The organism is Streptomyces qaidamensis, from assembly GCF_001611795.1.
GTDB classification, from domain to species: domain Bacteria; phylum Actinomycetota; class Actinomycetes; order Streptomycetales; family Streptomycetaceae; genus Streptomyces; species Streptomyces qaidamensis.
Window position 1 is genome coordinate 634,191 of the sequence record NZ_CP015098.1, and the last position, 21,658, is coordinate 655,848.

20 protein-coding genes and 1 pseudogene are annotated in these 21,658 nt (G+C 71.5%); 8 read left to right on the top strand and 13 right to left on the bottom strand.

Translation table 11 applies throughout. The features are described 5' to 3' along the window. Positions 1-2: 2 nt before the first annotated feature. The 4 genes from A4E84_RS02795 to solA all read right to left on the bottom strand — a co-directional run bounded on the left by A4E84_RS02795 (position 3) and on the right by solA (position 4,181). Positions 3-1,139, bottom strand: coding sequence for an ABC transporter ATP-binding protein (locus A4E84_RS02795; protein WP_062925011.1), 1,137 nt, complete (start codon positions 1,137-1,139; stop codon positions 3-5). Then, entirely contained in the window at positions 1,132-2,229 is a 1,098-nt protein-coding gene (locus tag A4E84_RS02800) for an ABC transporter substrate-binding protein (RefSeq protein WP_062925012.1), read from the bottom strand. Before A4E84_RS02800 ends, A4E84_RS02795 begins: the two co-directional genes overlap by 8 nt. A 78-nt stretch (positions 2,230-2,307) precedes the next feature. Next, the gene (locus A4E84_RS02805) at positions 2,308-2,982 is read right to left on the bottom strand and encodes a haloacid dehalogenase type II (RefSeq protein ID WP_062925013.1); all 675 of its coding nucleotides are present in this window, start codon (positions 2,980-2,982) and stop codon (positions 2,308-2,310) included. A gap of 65 nt (positions 2,983-3,047) precedes the next feature. Beyond that, entirely contained in the window at positions 3,048-4,181 is a 1,134-nt protein-coding gene (solA, locus tag A4E84_RS02810) for an N-methyl-L-tryptophan oxidase (protein ID WP_062925014.1), read from the bottom strand. Between the two features lie 282 nt (positions 4,182-4,463). Between solA and A4E84_RS02815 the strand changes: the two genes are divergently transcribed. Further along, positions 4,464-6,086: a PucR family transcriptional regulator gene (locus tag A4E84_RS02815; RefSeq protein WP_079128830.1), complete on the top strand. Its 1,623-nt coding sequence runs from the start codon at positions 4,464-4,466 to the stop codon at positions 6,084-6,086. 97 nt (positions 6,087-6,183) lie between these two features. On the opposite strand, the gene A4E84_RS02820 is transcribed toward A4E84_RS02815, so the two are convergent. From A4E84_RS02820 to A4E84_RS43200, 3 genes and pseudogenes are all read right to left on the bottom strand, one after another. Next, positions 6,184-6,861 (bottom strand): helix-turn-helix domain-containing protein, encoded by a 678-nt coding sequence (locus A4E84_RS02820; protein WP_062925015.1) that lies wholly within the window; start codon positions 6,859-6,861, stop codon positions 6,184-6,186. Positions 6,862-6,883: 22 nt separating this feature from the next. Continuing rightward, positions 6,884-7,039, bottom strand: a pseudogene (locus A4E84_RS41960) (alcohol dehydrogenase); the annotation flags it as partial. Continuing rightward, entirely contained in the window at positions 6,997-7,146 is a 150-nt protein-coding gene (locus A4E84_RS43200) for a hypothetical protein (RefSeq protein ID WP_162494361.1), read from the bottom strand. The pseudogene A4E84_RS41960 and the gene A4E84_RS43200, both read right to left, overlap by 43 nt. 717 nt (positions 7,147-7,863) lie before the next feature. Here A4E84_RS43200 and A4E84_RS02825 point away from each other — a divergent pair. The 5 genes from A4E84_RS02825 to A4E84_RS02845 all read left to right on the top strand — a co-directional run bounded on the left by A4E84_RS02825 (position 7,864) and on the right by A4E84_RS02845 (position 12,638). Continuing rightward, entirely contained in the window at positions 7,864-8,436 is a 573-nt protein-coding gene (locus tag A4E84_RS02825) for a hypothetical protein (RefSeq protein ID WP_062925016.1), read from the top strand. Continuing rightward, positions 8,433-10,022, top strand: a complete 1,590-nt coding sequence (locus A4E84_RS02830) for an FAD-dependent monooxygenase (RefSeq protein ID WP_062925017.1) — start codon at positions 8,433-8,435, stop codon at positions 10,020-10,022. Before A4E84_RS02825 ends, A4E84_RS02830 begins: the two co-directional genes overlap by 4 nt. A gap of 96 nt (positions 10,023-10,118) precedes the next feature. Further along, positions 10,119-11,495, top strand: coding sequence for an MBL fold metallo-hydrolase (locus A4E84_RS02835; protein ID WP_062925018.1), 1,377 nt, complete (start codon positions 10,119-10,121; stop codon positions 11,493-11,495). 34 nt (positions 11,496-11,529) lie between these two features. After that, positions 11,530-11,892, top strand: a complete 363-nt coding sequence (locus tag A4E84_RS02840; RefSeq protein WP_062925019.1) for a rhodanese-like domain-containing protein — start codon at positions 11,530-11,532, stop codon at positions 11,890-11,892. Next, complete coding sequence (locus A4E84_RS02845) at positions 11,889-12,638, top strand: sulfite exporter TauE/SafE family protein (RefSeq protein WP_062925020.1); 750 nt, start codon at positions 11,889-11,891, stop codon at positions 12,636-12,638. Before A4E84_RS02840 ends, A4E84_RS02845 begins: the two co-directional genes overlap by 4 nt. A 38-nt stretch (positions 12,639-12,676) precedes the next feature. Here the strand turns inward: A4E84_RS02845 and A4E84_RS02850 are convergent, their stop codons facing one another. Then, positions 12,677-12,958, bottom strand: a complete 282-nt coding sequence (locus A4E84_RS02850; protein WP_062925021.1) for a metal-sensitive transcriptional regulator — start codon at positions 12,956-12,958, stop codon at positions 12,677-12,679. 74 nt (positions 12,959-13,032) lie between these two features. On the opposite strand from A4E84_RS02850, the gene A4E84_RS02855 reads away from it, so the two are divergent. Continuing rightward, positions 13,033-13,596 (top strand): rhodanese-like domain-containing protein, encoded by a 564-nt coding sequence (locus A4E84_RS02855; protein ID WP_062925022.1) that lies wholly within the window; start codon positions 13,033-13,035, stop codon positions 13,594-13,596. Positions 13,597-13,710: 114 nt separating this feature from the next. Here the strand turns inward: A4E84_RS02855 and ppdK are convergent, their stop codons facing one another. From ppdK to A4E84_RS02870, 4 genes are all read right to left on the bottom strand, one after another. Then, positions 13,711-16,395, bottom strand: coding sequence for a pyruvate, phosphate dikinase (gene ppdK, locus A4E84_RS02860; protein ID WP_062925023.1), 2,685 nt, complete (start codon positions 16,393-16,395; stop codon positions 13,711-13,713). 15 nt (positions 16,396-16,410) lie between these two features. After that, the gene (locus A4E84_RS42800; protein ID WP_159029546.1) at positions 16,411-16,578 is read right to left on the bottom strand and encodes a hypothetical protein; all 168 of its coding nucleotides are present in this window, start codon (positions 16,576-16,578) and stop codon (positions 16,411-16,413) included. Positions 16,579-17,022: 444 nt separating this feature from the next. After that, the gene (locus A4E84_RS02865; RefSeq protein WP_062925024.1) at positions 17,023-18,747 is read right to left on the bottom strand and encodes a sensor histidine kinase; all 1,725 of its coding nucleotides are present in this window, start codon (positions 18,745-18,747) and stop codon (positions 17,023-17,025) included. Between the two features lie 153 nt (positions 18,748-18,900). After that, entirely contained in the window at positions 18,901-19,599 is a 699-nt protein-coding gene (locus A4E84_RS02870) for a response regulator (protein WP_062925025.1), read from the bottom strand. A gap of 281 nt (positions 19,600-19,880) precedes the next feature. Between A4E84_RS02870 and A4E84_RS02875 the strand changes: the two genes are divergently transcribed. Further along, a complete protein-coding gene (locus A4E84_RS02875) occupies positions 19,881-20,345 on the top strand; it encodes a pyridoxamine 5'-phosphate oxidase family protein (protein WP_062925026.1) in 465 nt (154 codons plus the stop codon). A 38-nt stretch (positions 20,346-20,383) separates the two neighbouring features. On the opposite strand, the gene A4E84_RS02880 is transcribed toward A4E84_RS02875, so the two are convergent. Next, positions 20,384-21,454: a zinc-dependent alcohol dehydrogenase family protein gene (locus A4E84_RS02880; protein ID WP_062925027.1), complete on the bottom strand. Its 1,071-nt coding sequence runs from the start codon at positions 21,452-21,454 to the stop codon at positions 20,384-20,386. Positions 21,455-21,658 lie beyond the last annotated feature (204 nt).

Genomic DNA, 21,658 nt, shown 5'->3' on the forward strand with positions numbered 1-21,658 from the left:
GTTCACCCCCCGTCCGTCGCGTCGAAGACACTGACGTCCTCGGGGTCGGCGGTGACGCAGACCCGCTCCCCGACGCGCGGCGGAATCGCGGCGGTCTCGATCCGCAGCGGCGCCGTCCCGGGCGAAGCACCGTCCGGGCGGACGGTGATCCGGGTGAGCGAGCCGACGTAGACGGCCGTCTCGACCGTGCCGGTACAGCAGCTTTCCTCGGCGCCGGCCAGGCGCAGCTTGCCCGGCCGCACCGCGGCCCGCACCCGCTGCCCCGGCGGCCAGGCATGCGCGCGGGCCTTGAGCAGGCCACCGGAGTCCAGCCGCACCGGGGTGCAGCCGTCCGCCGTCGACTCCTCGACCGTGCCCGACAGGAAGTTCGCCGCGCCCAGGAAGTCGGCCACGAACGGGGTGCGGGGGCGTTCGAACAGGCCGCGCGGGGTGTCGAACTGCTCGATACACCCGTCCTTCATGATGGCGATCCGGTCCGACAGGACCAGCGCCTCCTCCTGATCATGCGTCACGTAGATGACGGTCAGGCCGAGTTCACGCTGGATGGTCTTGATCTCGGTCTGCATCTGGTCACGCAGCTTCTTGTCCAGCGCGCCCAGCGGCTCGTCCATCAGCACGATCGGCGGGCGGTAGACCAGGACCCGGCACAGGGCGACGCGCTGCTGCTGGCCGCCGGACAGTTCACGCGGTTTGCGGCCGGCGAACTTCGACAGGCCGGCCGCCTCCAGGGTCTCCCCCACCCGGCGGCGGATCTCCGCCTTCGACACACCGCGCAGTTGCAGCGGGAAGGCGACGTTCTCCTCGACCGTCATGTGAGGGAAGAGCAGGTACTGCTGGAAGACGAAACCGAAGTCACGCTTGCCGGGGTTGAGCTTGGTGATGTCGCGGCCGTCAACCTCGATGGTGCCGGAGTCGGGCTCGGTGAACCCGGCCAGCATCATCAGCGTGGTCGTCTTGCCCGACCCGGAAGAGCCGAGGAAGGTGACGAACTCACCTGCCGCGATCTCCATGTCCACACCGTCGACCACCGTCGTCCCGCTGTAGGACTTCCGCAACCCCGCCACCGACAGAGACTTGCCGGTCGGTGCGTTGGACGCCGGGGCCAGGGCCGAGGCGAGGAGCTTGATCCGCTCAGGCATCGGCCCACTCCCGCCAGCGCTTGGTGACCGCCTCAAGATTCTCGTCCCACCAGGCCACGTCGGTGTCGAACCCGCTCTTCAGGTTCTCGGGCGAGGTCGGCAGCGTGGCGAGGACGTCGTCCGACAGCAGCTTGGTGGCAGCCGGGACGACCGGGCCCTGCGGGAAGACCTTGGCGAAGGCCGCCTGCACCTCAGGACGCAGGGAGAAGTCGATCAGTTTGTAGGCGGCGTCCGTGTTGTCCGCGCCCTTGGGGATGCCCCAGCCGTTGGTGAGCCGCCGGGCGCCGTTCCACTGGTAGGCGATCGGCTGGCCCTGCTTGATCAGCTCGTCCGCGCGGCCACTCCACAGGCTGGTCATGACGACCTCCTTGCGGCCCAGCAGCACTGCGGGAAGGGCGCCGGTGTTCCAGAACTTCTTCACCTCACCGCGGATCCGCGACATCGAGGCGAACGCCCGGTCCAGGTCGAGCGGGTACAGCTTGTCCAGCGGCACACCGTCGGCCAGCAGCGCGAACTCCAGCTCAGGGTAGTCCGCTTCAGCACTCTGCAGGGAGCGCTGACCGGCGAAGGAGTGGGTGTTCCAGAAGTCGGCCCAGCCCTTGGGCGCGCGCTTCAGGCTGTCCGTGCGGTAGGCCATCAGGCTCGCCCAGACGTTCTTGCCGACCGCGTGCTCCGGCAGGTTGTGTTCGGCGATACCGGCGCCCTTGACGTTCTTCAGCCGGTCGTGGTCGACCGCCTCCAGACACTCCAGGCGGGCCATCTTCTGGAAGATCAGCAGGGTGTTGTCCATCAGGTCGACCTGCGGACGGCCCTGCCTGACCTGGGCGATGATCTGCGCGGACTGGTAGTTGACCGTGGTGACCTGGATGCCGGTCTCCTTGGTGAACGGCTCGTAGACCGCTTTGGTGAGCGCGTCGTTGTAGGCGCCACCGCTGTTGCTGACGACGAGCCCCTTCTTGCTGCCACCGCCCGAGGAGCCGCGGCTCTCGCCGCTGCCCATGAGGGTGCCGCATCCTGTCACTGCCGTGGCGGCGGCCAGTGCGCCTGCGGTGCGGAGTACGGTTCTGCGTCCTATCCGGTTGTCTTCCATGGCAGAGCCTCCTGGAGATCGCTGGGGGTACGGGGGATCCGTGATGCGGGGACGTGCGGATCCCGTACGGGGGGGAGTTCAGATGCCGAGCATGCGGTTGAGCTCGTCCAGGGACTTGACCGGCAGGTAGTCGTAGCCGTGGGTCACGGGGTCGTAGCCGCGGTCCAGGAGGATGAGGTTGCGAAAGCCCATGTCGTGCATCGGCATCAGGTCGTAGCGGGTGTGCGAGGAGACGTGCACGAAGTCCTCGGGGGACGCGTCGAGCTGGTCGAGCATGTACTCGAAGGCGGCGTAGCGGGGCTTGTAGTAGCCGGCCTGCTCAGCGGTGTACACCGCGTGGAAGTCCGCGCCGAGCCGGGGCACGCTCTCCTGAAGGAAGGAGTCGTCCGCGTTGGACAGGATGACCAGCTTGTAGTTCTCGCCCATCGTCTTCAGCGGCTCCGGCACATCAGCGTGCGGGCCCCAGCTGCGCACGCCGTCCGCGAACCGCCGGCCCGCCTCCGGGGCGGCCTTGATGCCCCACTTGCGGCAGACCCGCTCGAAGGAGTCCTGCAGCACCTGCTCGTAGGCGTAGTACTCGCCGCGGACCTGGTCGTAGCGGTAACCGCGGAATTCCCGCACGAACTGGTCCCACTGCTCGGCGGGGATCTGGTCGCCGACCAGCTCACGCGTGATGGGGGTGATCGGGTACTCGATCAACGTGCCGTAGCAGTCGAAGGAGACGTACTTCGGCCGGAACGAGGGCTCGCTCATGAAGGGCTCCACATGGGTTCTAGGAGAGTGCGGTCGAGGGGGACGGAAGTCGGCCCTGTGCGTGTTCAGACGGCACAGGCCGGTGCGAGGAAGCCGACGGGGTGCTCCGTCGTGCCGTCGAGTGCCAGGTCGGCGGCGATCTCGCCCATGGCGGGCGAGAGTTTGAAGCCGCTGCCGGAGAATCCGGCCATGACGACGATGTCGTCCTCGCCGGGGAGATGACCGACGAGCGGGTTCCCGGAGGCGGTGTAGCCCTCCATGTAGACCGACAGCCGGATGGGGTCGGGGTTCAGGTCGGGCATCAGCTCGCCGATGAGCTCGCGGAAGGTGCCGAGTTCCTCGGGGCGGACCGTGCGGTCGAGCCGCTCGGGGTCGGGGACGGGCAGATAGCGGGCCAAGGAGAGGCCCAGCTTGACGGAGATGCCGTCGGGCGACGGGAGACCGTAGCAGTCGTGGGGTGTGCTGCGGACGAAGGCGGGGGCGCCGCCCGCGAACCAGTCGTGGCGGGTGGGGATGTGCCAGGAGCTGACCAGCCGGCGGATGTCGACGGCCCGCGGTAGATCCGGGAGCAGGGTGTTGACCCAGGGGCCCACGGTCACCACGGCGGCGTCCACGTGGTCCGTGCCGTGGTCGGTGACGATGTGCACCCCGCCGCCCGCCGCGGGGGCGATCTCCCGCACCGGGGTGTAGCGGCGCAGCCGTGCGCCCAGTTGCTCGGCGCGGGCGGCGGCGGCCTGGACCGACGCCTCGGGCCTGATGATGGAGCCCATCCGGTCGAGTACGGCCGTGTGCCCGTCCGGGAGGCGGTGCTGCGGGTAGCGACGGGCGAGTTCCTCCCGGTCCAGCACCTCGTGGTCCAGCTTGTGGGCGGTGCTGGCGGAGAGGAGGAGGCGCATGGACGGGGCCTCGGTCTCGCCCATCACCAGGCATCCGCTGCGGCGGCGCAGCGAGAAGCCGCTCTCGCGCTGGAGCCGGTCCCACATCCGGTCGGCGAGCCCCAGCAGCGGGATGTACCCGGGGTCACCGAGGTGCACGGCGCGGAAGATGCGGGTCTCGCCCCCGGCCGCGCCGCGGTCGTGCCCCGGCGCGTACCGGTCGTAGCCGATGACCTCGGCTCCGCGGGCGGCCAGTCGCCACATGGTCTGGCTTCCCATGCTGCCGGCGCCGATGACGGCGACGCGCTTCGGGGTGCGGCGCATGAGGTCGCTCCTTTCGCCGGGGGTGGCATGGCTGACGGTGATGTCCCCAGCACCGAGCCGACACCGTGCGGACTCTTGCGGTCCGTGTCCTGCTGGGGATGGCGTTCACTTTCGACCCGGGCGAACACGCAGGTCAACCCACACTCTGTTCCACCTCACGGCCTTCTCGAGACGGTCTGTCACGGCATGCGTCCACGCTTCGGAAAGTGCCATCCCCCCTCTTGTCACCGTGGTGGGCCGGTGCGAAGGTGACCCCCCACCCCCAGGAGGAAAGCACCCCCTATGCCGCCCAGACCCCCCGTAAGCGGGCACTTCCTCACCATCGCGGAGGTTCTGCGCCTGCCGGTGCTCACCGAAGGGATGCCGCGCGTTCTGGCCGGTGAGTCACAGCTGAACCGTGCGGTGCGCTGGGTGCACGTCACCGAGCTGCTCAATCCGGCCGACTTCCTGGAGGGCGGTGAGCTGGTGCTGACGACCGGCATGCCGTACCCGGAGGACGCCTCCAGGCTGCGGGGTTACGTCGACCAGCTGGCCGACGTCGGCGCGGCCGGCCTGATCGTGGAGCTCGGTCACCGCTACCGGAAGGTGCCCGACGAGCTGGTGACGGCCTGCCGCGCCCGTGAGGTGCCGCTGGTCGAGCTGGCCCGCGGTGTCCGCTTCATCGACGTCACACAGACGGTGCACGCGCTCATCCTGGACGCCCAGGGGGCACTGCTCCGCCGCGGGCGGGACATCCAGGACATTTTCACCGCTCTGACGCTGCGGGGGGCGAGCCCCGAGGAACTGGTGCACACCACCGCGGAGCTCGCCGGAGCGCCGGTGGTGCTGGAGGACCTCACCCACCGGGTCCTGATGTGCGAGCTGCTCGGCCGGCCCTACGAGCCGGTCGTGTCCGCCTGGTCCCGGCGCTCGCGGGCCGCGCCGACCCTGGAGAAGCTCGCGCCGAGCGGTCCGGAGGGGTGGCTGATCGCCCCGGTCCAGGACCATCACGGGCTGTGGGGACGGCTGGTCCTGCTGGAGGACCGGCTGAACGCGGAGCCCGACCCGGAGCACCTTCTGATCCTGGAGCGCGCGGCGGTCGCGCTGACCATGGCCCGTCTGGCCGGGCCGGCCTGGTGGGAACGCCGCGCCCACCGTTCCGTACTGCGTGACCTGTACGAACGACGCTTCCGCTCCCCCGCCGACGCCCGCGCCCGCGCCGAGGCGCTGGGGCTGCCGGCGTTCGGGCACCGCCTCTTCGCCATGGTCATCCGCCACACCTGTCACAGCGGCGAGGGCGAACAGCTCGACGAGCGGATCGCGAAGGCTCTGACGCAGACCGGCGTCCGCGCACTGGTCGGCGAGACGGCTCCGGGCCGGATCGGCGTGCTCCTCGCGCTGGCGCAGGCCAGCGCCTGGCAGCCGGTCGCCGAGCGGATCGGCCGTCTCACCCGCGAGGAACTCGGCCCGGAGGCCGTCGTCGCCGTCGGCCCGGGGGTGACCGACCTCTCCGGCATCGCCCGGTCCTGGCAGGAGGCCGAGCAGACGGCCGAGGCCATCACGCCGGCCACCCCCGAGCGGTGGTTCTACGTCCCCGCCGACGTCGAACTGCCGGAACTCCTGGGTGTCCTGCGCGAGGACACCCGCCTCCAGCGGTACGCGGAACGCCAGCTGACCCGCCTCATCGAGCACGACGACCGCAACGGCGGCGATCTGCTGCCCGCGCTGCGTGCCTATCTGACGGCCGCCGGGAACAAGTCGGTCGCGGCGAAGCTCGCCGGCATGTCCCGGCAGGCCTACTACCAGCGCCTCCACACCATCGAACGACTCCTCGGCTGCGACCTCGAATCAGGCCTGCAACGCACGTCCCTGCACGTCGCGGTTCTGGTCATGGACGCCCGGGGAGCGGCTGCGCCCGGCGCATGACGAGCGTGCCGGCTGTCGCGCGGGACCAGCCGCGCACAACCTGTACGCCCCCCTACGGCAGCGGCAGCGCGCTGTGAGCGGCCGGGTGTGAACGCGTTCAGGCCACCGTGATCCGCCGTCCGGTGACGGAGACGGGCTCGATACGCAGCCACAGGTCCCGGCGGCCTCCCGCCCAGGGGGTGCTGTACGCCTGCTCTTCGAGGAGGGCAACCTCGTCCGGTTCCGTCACGGTCGTCGCGGGGCCCCGCACCAGGACACTCCAGCCCTCGCTGAACGCCTCGTCGATGCGGTCGGCCTCGAAGGCGACCTGGTGGCCGTCCGCCTGGGCCGGGGTCGTGCCGGGTGCGGTGCGGAAAACGATCCCGCCCTCGACGACGCTGTAGTTGACCGGGATGACGACCGGCCCGGCATCCGCGGGCACGGCGAGGCGCCCCACTCCGTGCGTGGAGAGCAGGGAGCGGCACTCCGCCTCGGTCAGCTCCGTGAACCGGGGTGTGCGGGCGGCCCGGCCGAGGCCCGGCGGCAGCTCGGTGTCGCCGCCGGTCAGGTGCCACACCGTGGTCTTCAGTGCTCCCGCCAGCCGGAGGAGGGTACCGGCGCCCGGGTCGGCGGGGGGCCGCTCCTCCAGGTACTGGAGGTAGGCCGGCGACATGCCCGCCCGTGCGGCCGTCTCCTGCCGGCTCAGGCCGAGTTCCGTACGCCGCTGGGCGATCCGCCGGCCGAGGTCGCCCATCGGGCGGCCTTCCACGGCGTGCGACGAAGGCCGTTCGGTCATGACGTCTCATCTCTCTCGTTCGTCAGGCCGCCCGGTGGGGGACGACTTCCTCGTGCGGCTCCTCGCCCAGCACGGCCTTGAGCGCGCCGGTGTCGGCGGCCCGGGCGAAGACGTCGTACGCCTCCTCCATGTGGTTCAGCGGGAAGGTGCGCGTGACCAGCTGCCCGGTGGGCAGGCGTACTGGGCCTGGGTGCCGTCGATCATGGCCCAGGACTCCTGGACGTCCGGGTCCGGCACGTCCTGCCCTGCGGAGCGTCCGGGACCGTGAAGGACGTAGGCCTTCATGGCGATGCCTCCTCACGGCGCTGGCGATGTGCGGGTTGTGCACCGCAGTTCCAGCTTGGCGCGGATCGGCCGGACGCGCCTGGGCCGGTTGCCCCCGGCAGAGCATGCGGTCGCCGCTGATGCCAACCGAATTCAGAAGTTGGGGCCGGGAATCGGAGAGATGGCCGAGGCGCTTGCCGGCGATCGTTCTCCACCACTTGGTCCCACCATCGAACGGCGACGGTCTCGGTCACAGGGCCGAAGGTCCCGGCGCGACCGGACTTCCGTCCCCGGCAGCGGGCCCCGGTGCGAGCCGCTCGGCCCATGCGCGGTGGCGGCTGTCGGGCGATCCTCGAAAGAGAGAACACACCACGATCGGCGTGCCATGAGGTTCTGATCGTTCGCCTTTCAGATCGTTGATCGCCCGCCGCATCCCCAGCTTCTTCCGGGAGGAAGGCGGCCGCCATGCGACACGTCGTCACCGTGGGCCCCGACGGCTCACCGGAACGTCGCGCCACCGGCCCGCTGGTCCCCGACAACGCCGAGAACGCCCAGCTCCAAGCGGCCTCGGAGTCCGACAGGGACCGGAACCCGCCGAGAGCTACGTCCCCTCGTGCAGACGGCCGTCCATCACGGACGCCGCCCGATCGCCGTTGTCCCTCACCACTGATCCCGGCCACGGCCCGGCATCTCGGTGTCACCGGTGGCCGCGAGCGCCGGCAGAGCAAGGAGGCCGTCATGAGCGAACAGAAGCCGCTCGCCCCCGGTGAGGCCTGGCGGGCCGTGGCCGCATGTTTCCTCTCCTCCTGGGCGCTGCTCGCCCGGCGCCGGGTCCACCTGCCGACGCAACGGGTGGGCACGCGCTTCCGCTTCGCCGACGGCACCTCCGCCCGGGTGTACCGGGAGACCCGACTCGGCAGCGGACTGGCGCGGCATCCGTGCACGCTGGTGGTCGTCTTCCGGCTGCGCCTGGTCCACGGTCCCGGGCACGCGCTGTTCCGGGCGGAGAGCCTGCTGAACACTCCGCTGTTCGTCGGTTTCCCCGGCTTCACCTCGAAGTTGTGGCTGGCCCACGACGAGGACGGCCGGTACCGCGGCCTGTACGAGTGGGACGGCCCGCAGCGCGCCGAACACTACGCCCGTTCTCTGTGGCGGGTCCTGGCCCTGGTCAGTGTGCCCGGCTCCATCGGCTACACCGTGCTGCCCGGGCTGCGCCGCGACGATGTCCTCGCGGACCCCGGACCGGTCGAGGGCGCGGCGCGGGACGACGCCCCGGGCTGGTGGCGCGTGACGGCCGGGACGCGGCCATGACGGTGGACATCCTGGTCGTCGGGGCCGGTCCGACCGGCCTCGCCCTGGCGCTGGAGGCCCACGACCACGGGGCACGGGTCCGGCTCGTGGAGCGGCGGCCCGATCTCTTCCGGCCCTCCCGCGCCCTGATCCTGCATCCACGCACCCTGGAGGTGCTGCGCCCCCTCGGGGTCACCGACGCCGTGCTGGAACGGTCGGACACCGCCCCGGCGGCAGTTCTCCGGCTCGGCTCCCGCGCAGTCGAAACCAGGCTGGCCGGCTTCGCACTGCCCGAGACGGCGTTTCCGCACCTGTCCCTCGTGCGGCAGACGGACGTCGAAGACGTGCTGACGCGGGCGCTCGCCGAGCGCGGAGTGCGCGTGGAGCGGGGAACCGAGCTGATCGCCGCCCGCGACGGCGGCGAGAACGCGTCGGCCGTCCTGCGCTCCCCGCACGGCACGGAGGAGATCGACTGCCTCTTCGTCGCGGGCTGCGACGGCCCGGCCAGTACCGTGCGTGCCTGCGCCGGTATCGGGTGGCACAGCAGGCCGTACGCCGTGGAGGTGATCCTCGCCGATCTCGACCTGGCGAGTGCCTCCGGTCATCCCGGTCCTTCCGGTGCTCAGGTGTTCGCCGGGCGGGACGGACTGGTGTTCCTCTTCCGGCTCGGAGAGCAGGCCTCCTGGCGGCTGCTGGCCACACGGGCGGCCGGTGGCGGGGCCGGGCGGGACTTCGGCCAGCCCGGCCCCGCCGTCCCGCAGGCCGAGCTCCAGCGCCTGCTGAACGACGCGGGGACGCGGGCGCTGATCGAGCGCCTGGCGTGGTCCGCGCGGGTGCCGCTGCGCTGCGGCCTCGCTCGGCGGTTCCGCCGGGGACGGCTCTTCCTCGCCGGTGACGCGGCACACAACTACTCACCAGCCACCGGTCAGGGCATGAACGCCGGCATCCAGGACGCGGTGAACCTCGGCTGGAAGCTCGCCTTCGCGGCAGGACGTGCCGGGGTCGGGTCCGCGGCCGGGCCCGGTGACGACGTGCTGCTGGACTCCTACGAAGGGGAGCGCAGGCCGGCTGCCCACCGCCGGCTCCTCCTCACGCACACGGCGTTCTGGGCGGAGGCGTCGACGGGGCGGATCCCCTCCTGGCTGCGCGGGGTGGCCGCCCCGCACGCGGCCCCGTTCGTGCCCGCCCTGCTGGAGCGGCGTCGGCTGGTCGCCGAGGTCGTCCGTGTCGTCTCCCAGCTACGGGTGAACTACCGGCACAGCCCCCTGTCCGTGCAGGGAACACCTCCCTTGCGGGGCGCCCCCCGCCCGGGCGACCGCGTGCCGGACGCGGCCGTCGGCATCGGAGGGGGCCCGCAGCGGCTGCACCAGCTGCTGGCCGGCCCGGGTGTGCACCTGCTCGTGCAGCGCGACGCCGATCCCCCGCCGCAGGCGGCGACCGGCGCCCGGGTCACCGTCCTCCGACTGGCGAACAGTCCGGGCCGAGGTCTGGTGGCGGTCCGTCCGGACGGGCATGTCGGCTTCCAGTGCGGGGCCGCCGACCCAGGCGGGCTGCTCCGGTGGCTGACGCTGGTCGGCGCGGCGGGTACCTCCTCGCGAGGCCACTGACGAACGCCACCCTCCGGAAATACCCCCGGGGGTATTTCTGTTACGGTGAAGAACAGATACCCCCCGGGGTACACCGTCCCTAGAGGAGTCGTAGCCGTGTTCTTCGTCGACACCCTGGAAATCGAGGGCCTGGGCAACCGCAGCTACCTGGCCGGAGGTCCCGAGGCCGCAGTCGTGGTGGATCCCCCGCGCGACATCGATCAGGTCATCGCGGCAGCCGCCCGCCGCGGGGTACGCATCGCGTACGTGGCCGAGACCCATGTGCACAACGACTACGTCACCGGCGGCCTGGAGCTGGCCCGCACGACCGGGGCCCGCTACCTGGTGCCGGCCGGGGCCTCGGTGTCCTTCGACCGCACACCCGTCGCCGACGGCGACTCGATCGCGGTGGACGAGAGTCTGCTCCTGCGCTCCATGGCCACTCCTGGCCACACGCCGCACCACACGTCCTATGTCCTTGAGGAGGACGGCAGGCCCGTGGCGGCCTTCACCGGCGGATCACTGCTGATCGGCAGCGTCGGGCGCCCGGACCTGGTGGAGCCGCGGCTGACCGAGCGGCTGGCCCGCGCCCAGCACGCCTCCGCACATCGACTGGCCGACACCCTCGACGACGACGTGCGGGTGCTGCCCACACACGGCTTCGGCAGCTTCTGCTCCTCGTCACAGGCCGAGGGAGACGCGACGACGATCGGCGCGGAGCGCAAGAACAACGACGCCCTCACCATGGACGTCGACACCTTCGTCGCACAGCTGCTCACCGGCCTGGACGACGTGCCCGCGTACTACGCGCACATGGGGCCGGCCAACGTCTCCGGCCCTACGCCCGTCGACCTCACCCCGCCACGGTCGGCCGACGCCGAGGAGATCGCCTCCCGGCTGGCGGCCGGAGAGTGGGTGGTGGACCTGCGCAACCGTGTCGCGTTCGCCGAGGGCCATGTGGCCGGCTCGTTCAACTTCGAGGGCGAGGGCAAACTGGCCACCTACCTGGCGTGGCTGATCCCCTGGGGCAAGCCCGTCACCCTGCTTGCCTCCACGCGGGAGGAGATCAGCGCGGCGCAGCGGGAACTGGCCCGCGTGGGCATCGACCGTCCGGCGGCCGCCGCCACCGGAGAGCCACACGCCTGGGTTCGCGAAGGCGAGCGGCCGGCCTCGTTCCGTCGCGCCCGCTTCGCCGATCTCGCCGAGGCCCGCGAGAAGGACGACCAGGTGGTGGTGCTGGATGTGCGCCGCGCTTCCGAGCGGGCCGACGGGTTCGTCGACGGCTCGGTGCACATCCCCGTCCACGAGCTGCACGGCCGACTCGGTGAGGTGCCCGCGGGTGTGGTGTGGGTGCACTGCGCCGGCGGGATGCGCGCGGCGATCGCCGCCTCCCTGCTGGACGCCGCCGGCCGTGAGGTGGTCGCCGTCGACGACGCCTTCACCGCCGCCGGCGAAGCCGGGCTGCCGGTCACCGGGCCCGTCGCCGCCGACTGAACCACATCGCACCTTCCGTACGGAGAGACGCACCATGTCGCCCTTCTTCCGACGCGGCTCCGGCCGCGTCACCCCGGAACAGGCCCACCGGCTGGTCGCCGACGGGCAGGCCGTCCTCCTCGACGTCCGCGAGACGCAGGAGTGGAACGCCGGGCACGCGCCCGGGGCGCTGCACCTTCCTCTCACCCGGCTGATGGCGGGAGCCCCCCTCCCCACCGCCGCGGAGGGCAAGCGGGTGGTGGCCGTCTGCCGCTCCGGGAACCGCTCCCGCACGGCCGCGGACCTGCTGACCGCCGCCGGCCTGGAGGCCACCGACGTCACCGGGGGCATGACCGCCTGGGCCCGGCAGGGCCTGCCGGTCACCGGTGTGAACGGCAGCGGCGGTGTCATAGCGTGAGCGAGCTGATCCTCGCCCTGATCGCCGGAGGGGTGGTGGGGCTGGCGCTCGGCGCGCTCGGTGGCGGCGGCAGCGTCCTGGCGGTGCCCGCGCTGATCTATCTGCTGGGATTCACCCCGGCGGCGGCCACCACGACCGCCCTGATCATCGTCGTCGCCACCTCGCTGACCGCCCTGTACGGCCACGCCCGCGCCGGGAACGTGCGGTGGCGGACCGGTGCCCTGTTCGCGGCGGCGGGGCTGCTGCCCGCCGCCGTGGCCGGAGCCCTGGCGGGGCGGCTGCCGCAGCCGCTGCTGACCGCCGCGTTCGCCGCCGTCGCCGCAGCCGCGGCCGTCCGCATGCTCCGCCCCGCCCAGGACCTTCCCGCAGGGCCCCAGAGCGCACGGCCGGCCCGGGCCGCCGGAGCCGGCGCGGGGCTGGGGGCGCTGACCGGGCTGCTCGGCGTCGGCGGAGGCTTTCTGGCTGTCCCGGCCCTCGTCACGGTGCTGGCGTTCGAGATGCAGGCCGCGATCGGCACGAGCCTGCTGGTCATCTCGGCGAACTCGCTCGCATCTCTGGCCACCAGGGGCGCCACTACGACGGGCGTCGACTGGGCGGTCATCGCGCCGTTCACCGGGGCCGCGATCCTGGGCGCCTGGGACGGCAAGCGGCTGGCCACCAAGGTCTCCGGCACCCTGCTGCAACGCGTGTTCGCCGGCGTGCTGCTGGCTGTGGCCGTGTTCATGCTCGTCGACGCCCTGATATGAACGGGCAACCGTGGCAGGCCGGACCGGTGCGCCTGGCGTCAGGCGAGCGACAGGAAGAGCTTCTCCAGCCGCGCCCGCATCTCCTCACGATCCTCCGAGGCCGCCATGTCCCCGTCGGTCAGGCACTGCTGGAGACCGGTGGCGATGATCGCGAAGCCCGCCTTGTCCAGCGCCCGGGACGCCGCCGCGAGCTGGGTGACCACGTCCTCGCAGTCCCGCCCCTCCTCGATCATCTTGATCACACCGGCGATCTGGCCCTGAGCCCGACGCAACCTGTTGACCACCGTCTTCAGTTCCTCAGCCGCCATCGCCAGTTCCATGACCCACACTCCTTCGGATACCCCCATGGGTATCGTACCGAAGGGGTGACGCACAGAGAGCAGAGGAAATTCCCATGGCACACGACGCCCTCACCCCCGACCAGGCCAGCGCCCGTCTTCACGAGCTGACCGTCATCGACGTACGCACCCCCGGCGAATACGCGACCGGCCACCTGCCCGGCGCCCACAACGTCCCGCTCGACCACCTCGACGCGGCCCTGACCACCCTCAAGGCGGCCGCCGAGCGTGGCGACCTCCTGGTCGTGTGCGCCTCGGGCACCCGTTCCGCCGAGGCCTGCCGACGGCTGGCGGAGGCGGGCGTACCGGCTGCCACCCTCACCGGAGGCACCAGCACCTGGACGCAGCTCGGCCACGACGTCCACCGCCCCGCCGGCATCCGCGCGCCCTGGCCGATGGAACGCCAGGTACGCCTCACCGCCGGGGCCCTCGTCCTGGCAGGCCTGCTGGCCGGACGGCTCCGTCCCGGGGCGCGGTGGATCTCCGCGGGCGTCGCCGGCGGCCTGGTCTTCTCCGCCGTCACCGACACCTGTGGCATGGCCCGCCTGCTCGCCAAACTCCCGCACAACCGGCCCAGGGCGACCGACCTCGACGCCACTCTCGCCGCGCTGGGCGACTGACGTGCCTGTGGCCGTTTGATCACCGGGCGGCCCTCGCGCCCGGACCGTAGCCCGCGTGAACCTGGAGGTGAACCGGTATAGGGCGGCGTGGTCCGGAGCGAGCACGCCGCGATGTCATCTGCTGTCGCCGCCGGCGGCACCGGTGAGTGCCGCGCGCCCCGCCTCCAGCCTCGCCGCCGGAATCCGGAACGGTGAGCAGGAGACGTAGTCCAGCCCGGCCCGGTGGAAGAAGTGGATGGACTCCGGATCACCGCCGTGCTCGCCGCACACGCCGGTCTCCAGACGGGAGTTGACCGCACGGCCGGCCTTGACGGCTAGTTCCACGAGGCGCCCCACGCCCTCCTGGTCGAGGGTCTCGAAGGGGGAGGCGGCGAAGACACCCTTCTCCAGGTAAAGGGGGAAGAAGGACGCCTCGGCGTCGTCGCGGGACAGGCCCCAGGTCGTCTGGGTGAGGTCGTTGGTGCCGAACGAGAAGAAGTCGGCCACCTCGGCGATCCTGCCCGCGGTGAGCGCCGCACGGGGCAGTTCGATCATGGTGCCGATCGGACAGTCCGGGGTGGTCCCCGTCTCCGTCGCGACCTCCGCGAGCACGCGCTCCGCCTCCGCACGCGCCAGCCGCAGTTCCTCGACCGTCCCCACCAGCGGGATCATGATCTCGGCGCGGGGCCGGCCGCCGTCACGCAGCCGCCTGGCGACGGCTTCGGCAACCGCCCGGACCTGCATGGCGACCAGACCGGGTACGGCGAGCCCGAGGCGCACCCCGCGCAGCCCGAGCATCGGGTTCTGTTCATGCATCCGCTCGACGGCGGTGAGGAGCTCGCGGTCGTGCGGATCGGGACGGGCGGCGGAGGCGATGCGGACGGCCAGGTCCGTGCGGTCGGGCAGGAACTCGTGCAGCGGCGGGTCGAGCAGCCGGATCGTCACCGGCAGTCCGTCCATGGCCGCCAGGATGCCGGTGAAGTCCTCGCGCTGGAGCGGCAGCAGGGCGGCCAGGGCCGCCTCGCGCGCGGTGTCGTCGCGGGCCAGGATCATCGCCTCGACCAGCGCCCTGCGGTCGCCGAGGAACATGTGCTCGGTGCGGCACAGCCCGATGCCCTGGGCTCCCAGCCTTCGGGCGCGTGCGGCGTCCTCGGGTGTGTCGGCGTTGGCGCGGACTTCGAGACGCCGGACGAAGTCGGCGTGGTCGAGGAGGCTGAGAACGGCCTGCGTCAGGGGTCCGGTCGCCATGCCTGTCTCCAGGGTCCCGCTCACCTCGGAGGCGGTGAGCGGCACGGTGCCCGGGTACACCGTTCCGGCGGTGCCGTCGACGGAGACGGTGTCGCCCTCGCGCACCACCGCACCGGCGGGCGTCGTGAACTGACGGGCGGCGGAGTCGATGACCAGCGCGTCGGCGCCGCAGACGCAGACCTTGCCCATGCCGCGGGCGACGACGGCGGCGTGGCTGGTCTTGCCGCCCCGGCTGGTCAGAACCGCCTCCGCGGCGATCATGCCGGGCAGGTCCTCCGGGGTGGTCTCGCGGCGGACCAGGACGGTCTGCTGTCCTGCGGCCGCACGGTGCACGGCGGCGTCCGAGTCGAACACCACGACACCCACCGCAGCACCCGGCGAGGCAGGAACCCCGTGTGCGAGAGGCACGTCGGAGGCGCGGGTGGCGAAGCGGGGGAACATCAGCCGCGTCAGCTCCGTGCCGTCGACGCGGGCCAGAGCCTCGTCGGGCGTGATCGTGCCCGCCGTGCCGAGCTCGTGCGCGATGCGGAATGCGGCCTCGGCAGTGCGCTTGCCCACCCGTGTCTGCAGGATCCACAGCCGTCCGCGCTCGACTGTGAACTCGACGTCGCACAGGTCGCGGTAGTGGGCCTCCAGAGTGCGCAGGTGATCACCGAGCTGTCCGTAGGCCCGGGGGTCGAGATGCTCCAGCTCGGCCAGCGGTACGGCGTTCCGCACGCCCGAGACGACGTCCTCGCCCTGGGCGTCGGGCAGATAGTCGCCGTACATGCCGCGCTCGCCGGTGGCGGGGTCGCGGGTGAAGGCGACGCCGGTGCCGGAGTCGGGACCGAGGTTGCCGAAGACCATCGCCTGGATGTTCACCGCCGTGCCGAGGTCGTCGGGGATGTGCTCGCGGCGGCGGTAGACGCGGGCGCGTTCGCTGTTCCAGGAGCCGAAGACCGCGCGGACGGCGCGGTAGAGCTGTTCCAAGGGGTCTTGCGGGAAGTCCTCCCCCGTCTCTCGGCGGATGACGGCCTTGAACTCCTCCACGACGCGTCCCAGTTCTTCGGCGTCCAGGGCGTGGTCGTCGGTCGCGGACAGCGCGGCCTTGTGTGCCCCCATGACCTGTTCGAACAGGCCGGCGTCCACGTCCATCACGGTGTGGCCGAACATCTGGAGCAGGCGGCGGTAGGAGTCCCAGGCGAACCGCTCCTGCCCGGAGGCCTTGGCGAGCCCGGCCACGGAGTCGTCGTTGAGACCGATGTCGAGGATGGTCTCCATCATCCCGGGCATCGAGAAGCGCGCTCCGGAACGAACGGACACCAGCAGCGGATCGTCGGCCCGGCCGAGATCGCGACCCATGGCACGCTCCAGGTTCGCCAGCGCATGGGCCACCTGCACGCCCAGCTCAGGCGGCTCCTGGCCGGTCGCCAGATACGTGCGGCATGCCTCGGTGGTGACGGTGAAGCCGGGCGGCACGGGCAGACCGAGCCGGGTCATCTCCGCCAGACCTGCCCCCTTGCCCCCGAGCAGGGTGGCCATGTCCCGGCTGCCCTCGGCGAATTCGTACACGTACCGGATGGGTGTGCTCATCTCGGATCGGGTCTCTCACTCGTGCGGCACGACGGCTACGGGGCGGCCGACGTGATGGACGACGACGTGGGTGACGGGGCCCGGGTGCGGACCCGGCGGACGGCCGGCGCCCCACTCGGCGGCGGCCAGGCGCGCCGCGGATCCGTCGACTCCGGCGAGGACAGGCGCAGGCCTGACGCGCACCTCCTGAGTCCGTTGTGCTCCTCACCACCGGCCCCACGGACCGAGGCCGACACCGTGCAGGGGCCGCCAGGTCCTCGCAGAGGGCCGACCGGCCCCCACGCCCAGTCTCGGTCGGCACGGACGCCGCCGCATGCGGGCGGTCCAGACCCCCGATGAGGGCCGTTCGGCCCTGGAGCGGCGGTCGGGCGGGCACCACCGTGGAGTCATGCAGTCACCTGCGTCCGTCTTCAGGTTCGCCCCGAGGAGCGGTCGCGGTGCAGGGGGCGCAGGTCCCGGCCTTGGACCGTTCGGCCCATCGCCGAAGGGCCGGTCGCACCCCGCGCAGGGCGAACTCCACCAGGAGGAGCATGGTGGACGCGGTTCCCAGGCCCAGGTGCCCGCCGCGCGCGGCACAGGTGTGGGTGAGTTCGCAGATGTGCCGATCTGCCCTGGCGGGAGCAAGGCTCAGGGTTGCTTCACCGGTACGCACCACAACAGCGACGTACCGCCGCCGGCCGGGCTGGTCACCTCCAGTGTTCCGTTCAGCTGCTCGGCCCGTTCGGCCATGTTGCGCAGCCCGCTGCGGCGGCCACCGGGCGCGATGCCCACGCCGTCGTCGGTCACCGACAGCCGCACCTCGCTGTCGTCGGTCTCCAGCACCACGTCGGTGTGTCCGGCGTGGGCGTGCCGTGCGACGTTGGTCAGTGCTTCCGAGAGGACGGCGATCACATGGTCGGCGATCCCCTTCGGCACCTGGGTGTCGAGCAGCCCTTCCATCCGCACGCTGGGCGCGAAGCCCAGCAGGGGCGCCGTCTCCCCGACCACGCGCACCACGCGGGAGCGCAGGCCGGGGGCGCCGGCGTTCTCGCGGGAGCGCAGGCCGAAGATCGTCGACCTGATGATCTTGATGGTCTCGTCGAGGTCGTCCACCGCTCGCACCACACGTTCCGACGCCTCGGGGTGCTCGATGAAGCGGCCTGCGCTCTGCAGCGTCATACCGGTGGCGAAGAGCCTTTGAATGGCGAGGTCGTGCAGGTCGCGGGCGATGCGGTCGCGGTCCTGGAGCATGGCGATCTGCTCGGTGTCCCGGCGGCGGTCGGCGAGCTCCATGGCGACGGCCGCCTGCCCGGCGAAGGCCTGCAACTGCGCGGTCTCCTTCCCCGTGAACACCGGCTGGCCCGCTTCACGCACCAGCAGCGCGACACCCCGTACGCCCGCGCCGGTGCCGATGGGGACGGCGACGGCCGGGCCGAGGCCGCTGACGCGTGCCGGGTCGGCCGCAACCCTCTCGTCGCTCGAAAGGTCGGCACTGGTGACGGGGCTCCCGCCGGAGAAGGCCCGGCCGATCAGGCTGCCCTCCACCGGCAGCACCCGTCCGCGGTGAGCGTCGGCGCCCGCTCCGATGGCCAGTTCCACGGTGAGCGCGCCGATGTCGTCCACGGGCACGGCGACCACGGCGAGAGTCGCCGCGGTGATCTCCCGGGCCCGCTCCGCGATCAGCCGCAGAACGTCGCCCCGTTCGCTGCCGGACATCAGACTCTGGGTGATCTCTGCGCTGACCTGCAACCAGCGCTCCCGCAGCCGTGACTCCTCGTACAGGCGGGCGTTGTCGATCGCGACGCCGGCCGCGACCGCCAGGGTGGACAGGACCGACTCGTCCTCCTCGTCGAACTGCGCCCCGCCGCGCTTCTCGGTCAGGTACAGATTGCCGAACACCTGGTCGCGCACCCGGATCGGGACGCCCAGAAAGGTGTTCATGGGCGGGTGATGGGCCGGGAAACCGTACGATGCCGGGTGCTCGGAGATCTTCGCCAGCCGCAGTGGTTCGGGATGGCGGATCAGCTCGCCCAGGATGCCGTGGCCCTCCGGATAGTGCCCGATCTCGGCGATCTTGCCGTCGTCGACGCCCACGGTCAGGAAGTCCGACAGTTTCTTGCCGTCCGGCGTGATCACGCCCAGCGCGGCGTACTCGGCGTCGACGAGCACCGCCGCGGCCTGCACGATGCTGCGCAGGGCCTGCTCCAGATCGAGCTCGCGGCCGACCGACAGCACCGCCTCCAGCAGGCTGTGCACGCGGTCACGGGTGCCGCGAGCCGCGTCCAGGCGGGCCTGGAGCTCCTCCAGCAGCTCGTCCAGTTTCAGCTGCGGCAGCCGGACGCGGGCCTTGGGAGACTCGTCGGAGCTTGCCACCGGACATCCTCCAGGTCCACCACGGCAATGATTCCGGAGGCCGCAGCGGCGATCCCACCAGGGGGAGCCCGACCGAGACCACGACACACCACCCTTCATTCTCGTACCGGCCGTGCATGTTGACCAGCTCGCCCGGCGGCCCTCGGCCGGGAGTCAGCGCCCTTCGCTCCTGTGCCTGTCCTGCACCTGCGTGGCGATGACGGCGGCCTGGATGCGCCGTTCCACTCCCAGCTTGGCCAGGAGCCTGGAGATGTGGTTCTTCACCGTCTTCTCGGCGAGGTAGAGCCGCTGGCCGATCTGGCGGTTGGTGAGACCCTCACCGATCAAGGCCAGGATCTCGCGCTCCCGCGCGGTGAGACCGGGCAGGGCCTCGGGTTCGTCCTCGTGCTGCTCACCGCCTTCGCGCAGCCGTGCCATCAGCTTGGCCGTGGCGGCCGGGTCGAGCAGCGACTGGCCGCGGGCCACCGTGCGCACGGCCGACACCAGATCGGAGCCCTGGATCTGTTTCAGCACGTACCCCGATGCCCCGGCCATGATCGAGTCGAGCAGCGCCTCCTCGTCGTCGAAGGAGGTCAGCATGAGGCAGGCCAGCTCCGGCATGCGTGACCGTAGCTCCCGGCACACACTCACGCCGTCGCCGTCCGGCAGGCGCACGTCCAGCACCGCCACCTGCGGCCGCAGGGCGGGGACACGCACCAGAGCCTGCTCGGCGGTGGCCGCCTCGCCGACCACGGTGATGTCCGGCTCGTCGTCCAGCAGGTCGTGCACCCCCCGCCGTACGACCTCGTGGTCGTCCAGCAGGAAGACCCGGATGGGGTTGTCCGGACCGGGCCGCAGTTCGCCGTCCGCCATGAGGAACTCCTCGTCCGCGTTGTCAAACCACTGTCCGTAGTGGGCGGTCAGGCTTCTCCCACCGGATCCTTCTCGCTCACGGGCCGAAAGGCCAGGGCCGTTCGGCCCTGATACGAGCAGGGTCACCTCATCGGGACAGCCAGACGGTTTTCCAGGGCCGTTCGGCCCTGTTCCGCAGCGGCCACTGGGCGTTCCATCGGAATGACCACCGGCCGACGTGAGCCGTAGGCGCGGTAATCATCGTGAGCCGTAGGCGCGGCACTCATCATCCGGAAGCAACCATGACCATCGAGAACAACCGGCCTTCCCCGGCCGCACCGATGCAGAGCACGCAGCTGGACCGCTCCGAGGCACTGCGGCTGCTCGGCAGCGTGTCGCTGGGCCGGATCGTCTTCACTCGCCACGCGCTGCCGCAGGTCCGTCCGGTCAACCACGTCCTGGACGGAGGCGACATCGTCATCCGCACCCACGAGGAAGCCGCCCTGACCCTGCACACCCACCCCGCGGACGAGCGCGCAGTCGTCGTGGCGTACGAAGCCGACGCCATCGACCCCGAGACACACGCCGGCTGGAGTGTCGTCGTCACCGGCTACGCCAGTCTGGTCACCGACCAGCGGGAGCTGGCGCGCTACCAGTCGATGCTTCGCCCCTGGGTGGAGCGGACCATGGACCACGCGGTCCGCATCCGGCCGGATCTGGTGACCGGTGTGCTGCTCAGTGGCCGGGCCACGGCCGCGGAGTCCTGAGAGCCTCCGCTCCCTCTGCTTCAGCGCTTGCCTCCGGGTCAGGCCGCCGGGACGGCCAGTTCGTCGTGCCGCTGCTCGCCGAGCACCACTTTGAGCGCGCCGGTGTCGGCAGCACGGGCGAAGACCTCGTAGGCCTCCTCCATCTGGTCCATTGGGAAGGTGTGGGTGACCAGTTCGGAGGTCGGCACACGACCGGAGGCCGCCATCCTCAGCAGCGTGGGCGTGGAGGACGTGTCGACCAGACCGGTGGTGATGGTCACGTTCTTGATCCACAGGTCTTCGAGGTGCAGCGTCGCGGGCTTGCCGTGGACGCCGACATTGGCCACCCGGCCGCCGGGCCGCACCATGCGGGTGCACATCTCGAAGCTCTCCGGCACTCCCACCGCCTCGATGACCACGTCGGCGCCGATACCGTCGGTGAGATCGGCGACGAGCTGCTCCGGCTCGTCCCGCACGGGGACGACGGCGTCGGCACCGAACCGCCTGGCGGCCTCGAGCCGGGAGTCGGCGAGGTCCACGGCGATGATCCGCTCAGGCGAGTACAGCCGGGCGGTGAGGATCGCGGCGAGTCCGATCGGCCCGGCTCCGACGACGACGACCGTGTCACCGGGCCGTACTCCCCCGTTGATCACGCCCACCTCGTAGGCGGTCGGGAAGATGTCCGCGAACAGCACGGCGTCCTGGCTCTCCAGCGCACCCGGCAGCGGGTGCACGGACAGGTCGGCGTGGGGCACGCGGACGTACTCCGCCTGTGTGCCGTCGATCAGGTGGCCGAGAATCCAGCCCCCGCCGCCCCGGCACTGACCGTATGCCCCGTCCTTGCAGAAGCGGCAGCGGCCGCAGGCGCTGATGCAGGAGGCGAGGACCCGGTCGCCCGGACGGACGGTGCGCACGTCGCTGCCGGTCTCGACGATCTCGCCGACCGCTTCATGACCGAGCACCGTCCCGGAGGGCACCTCCGGCACGTCGCCCTTGAGGATGTGCAGGTCCGTTCCGCAGATGGTGACGGCATCGACCCGGACGATGGCGTCGGTGGGGTCCTTGATACCCGGGTCCGGAACGTCCTCCCAGGCGGACCGCCCGGGACCGTGGAAAACGAAGCCCTTCATGGCTGTTCCTCCTCGATCTCCGGCCCTTCCGTCGTCGATGAATCGCTGGGGCGGGCACGGAGCGCATCGGAGATGCCCCATGGATCCATCCTTGACCAGAGTGGTGGCCTTCGCTTGGGACGGGTGGCCCTGGGGCGGGGGTGTGTGTCCAGGTGCACCATTTCCTCTGGGGTTCGGCACCGCGTCCGCGGTCGTACCCGCGGT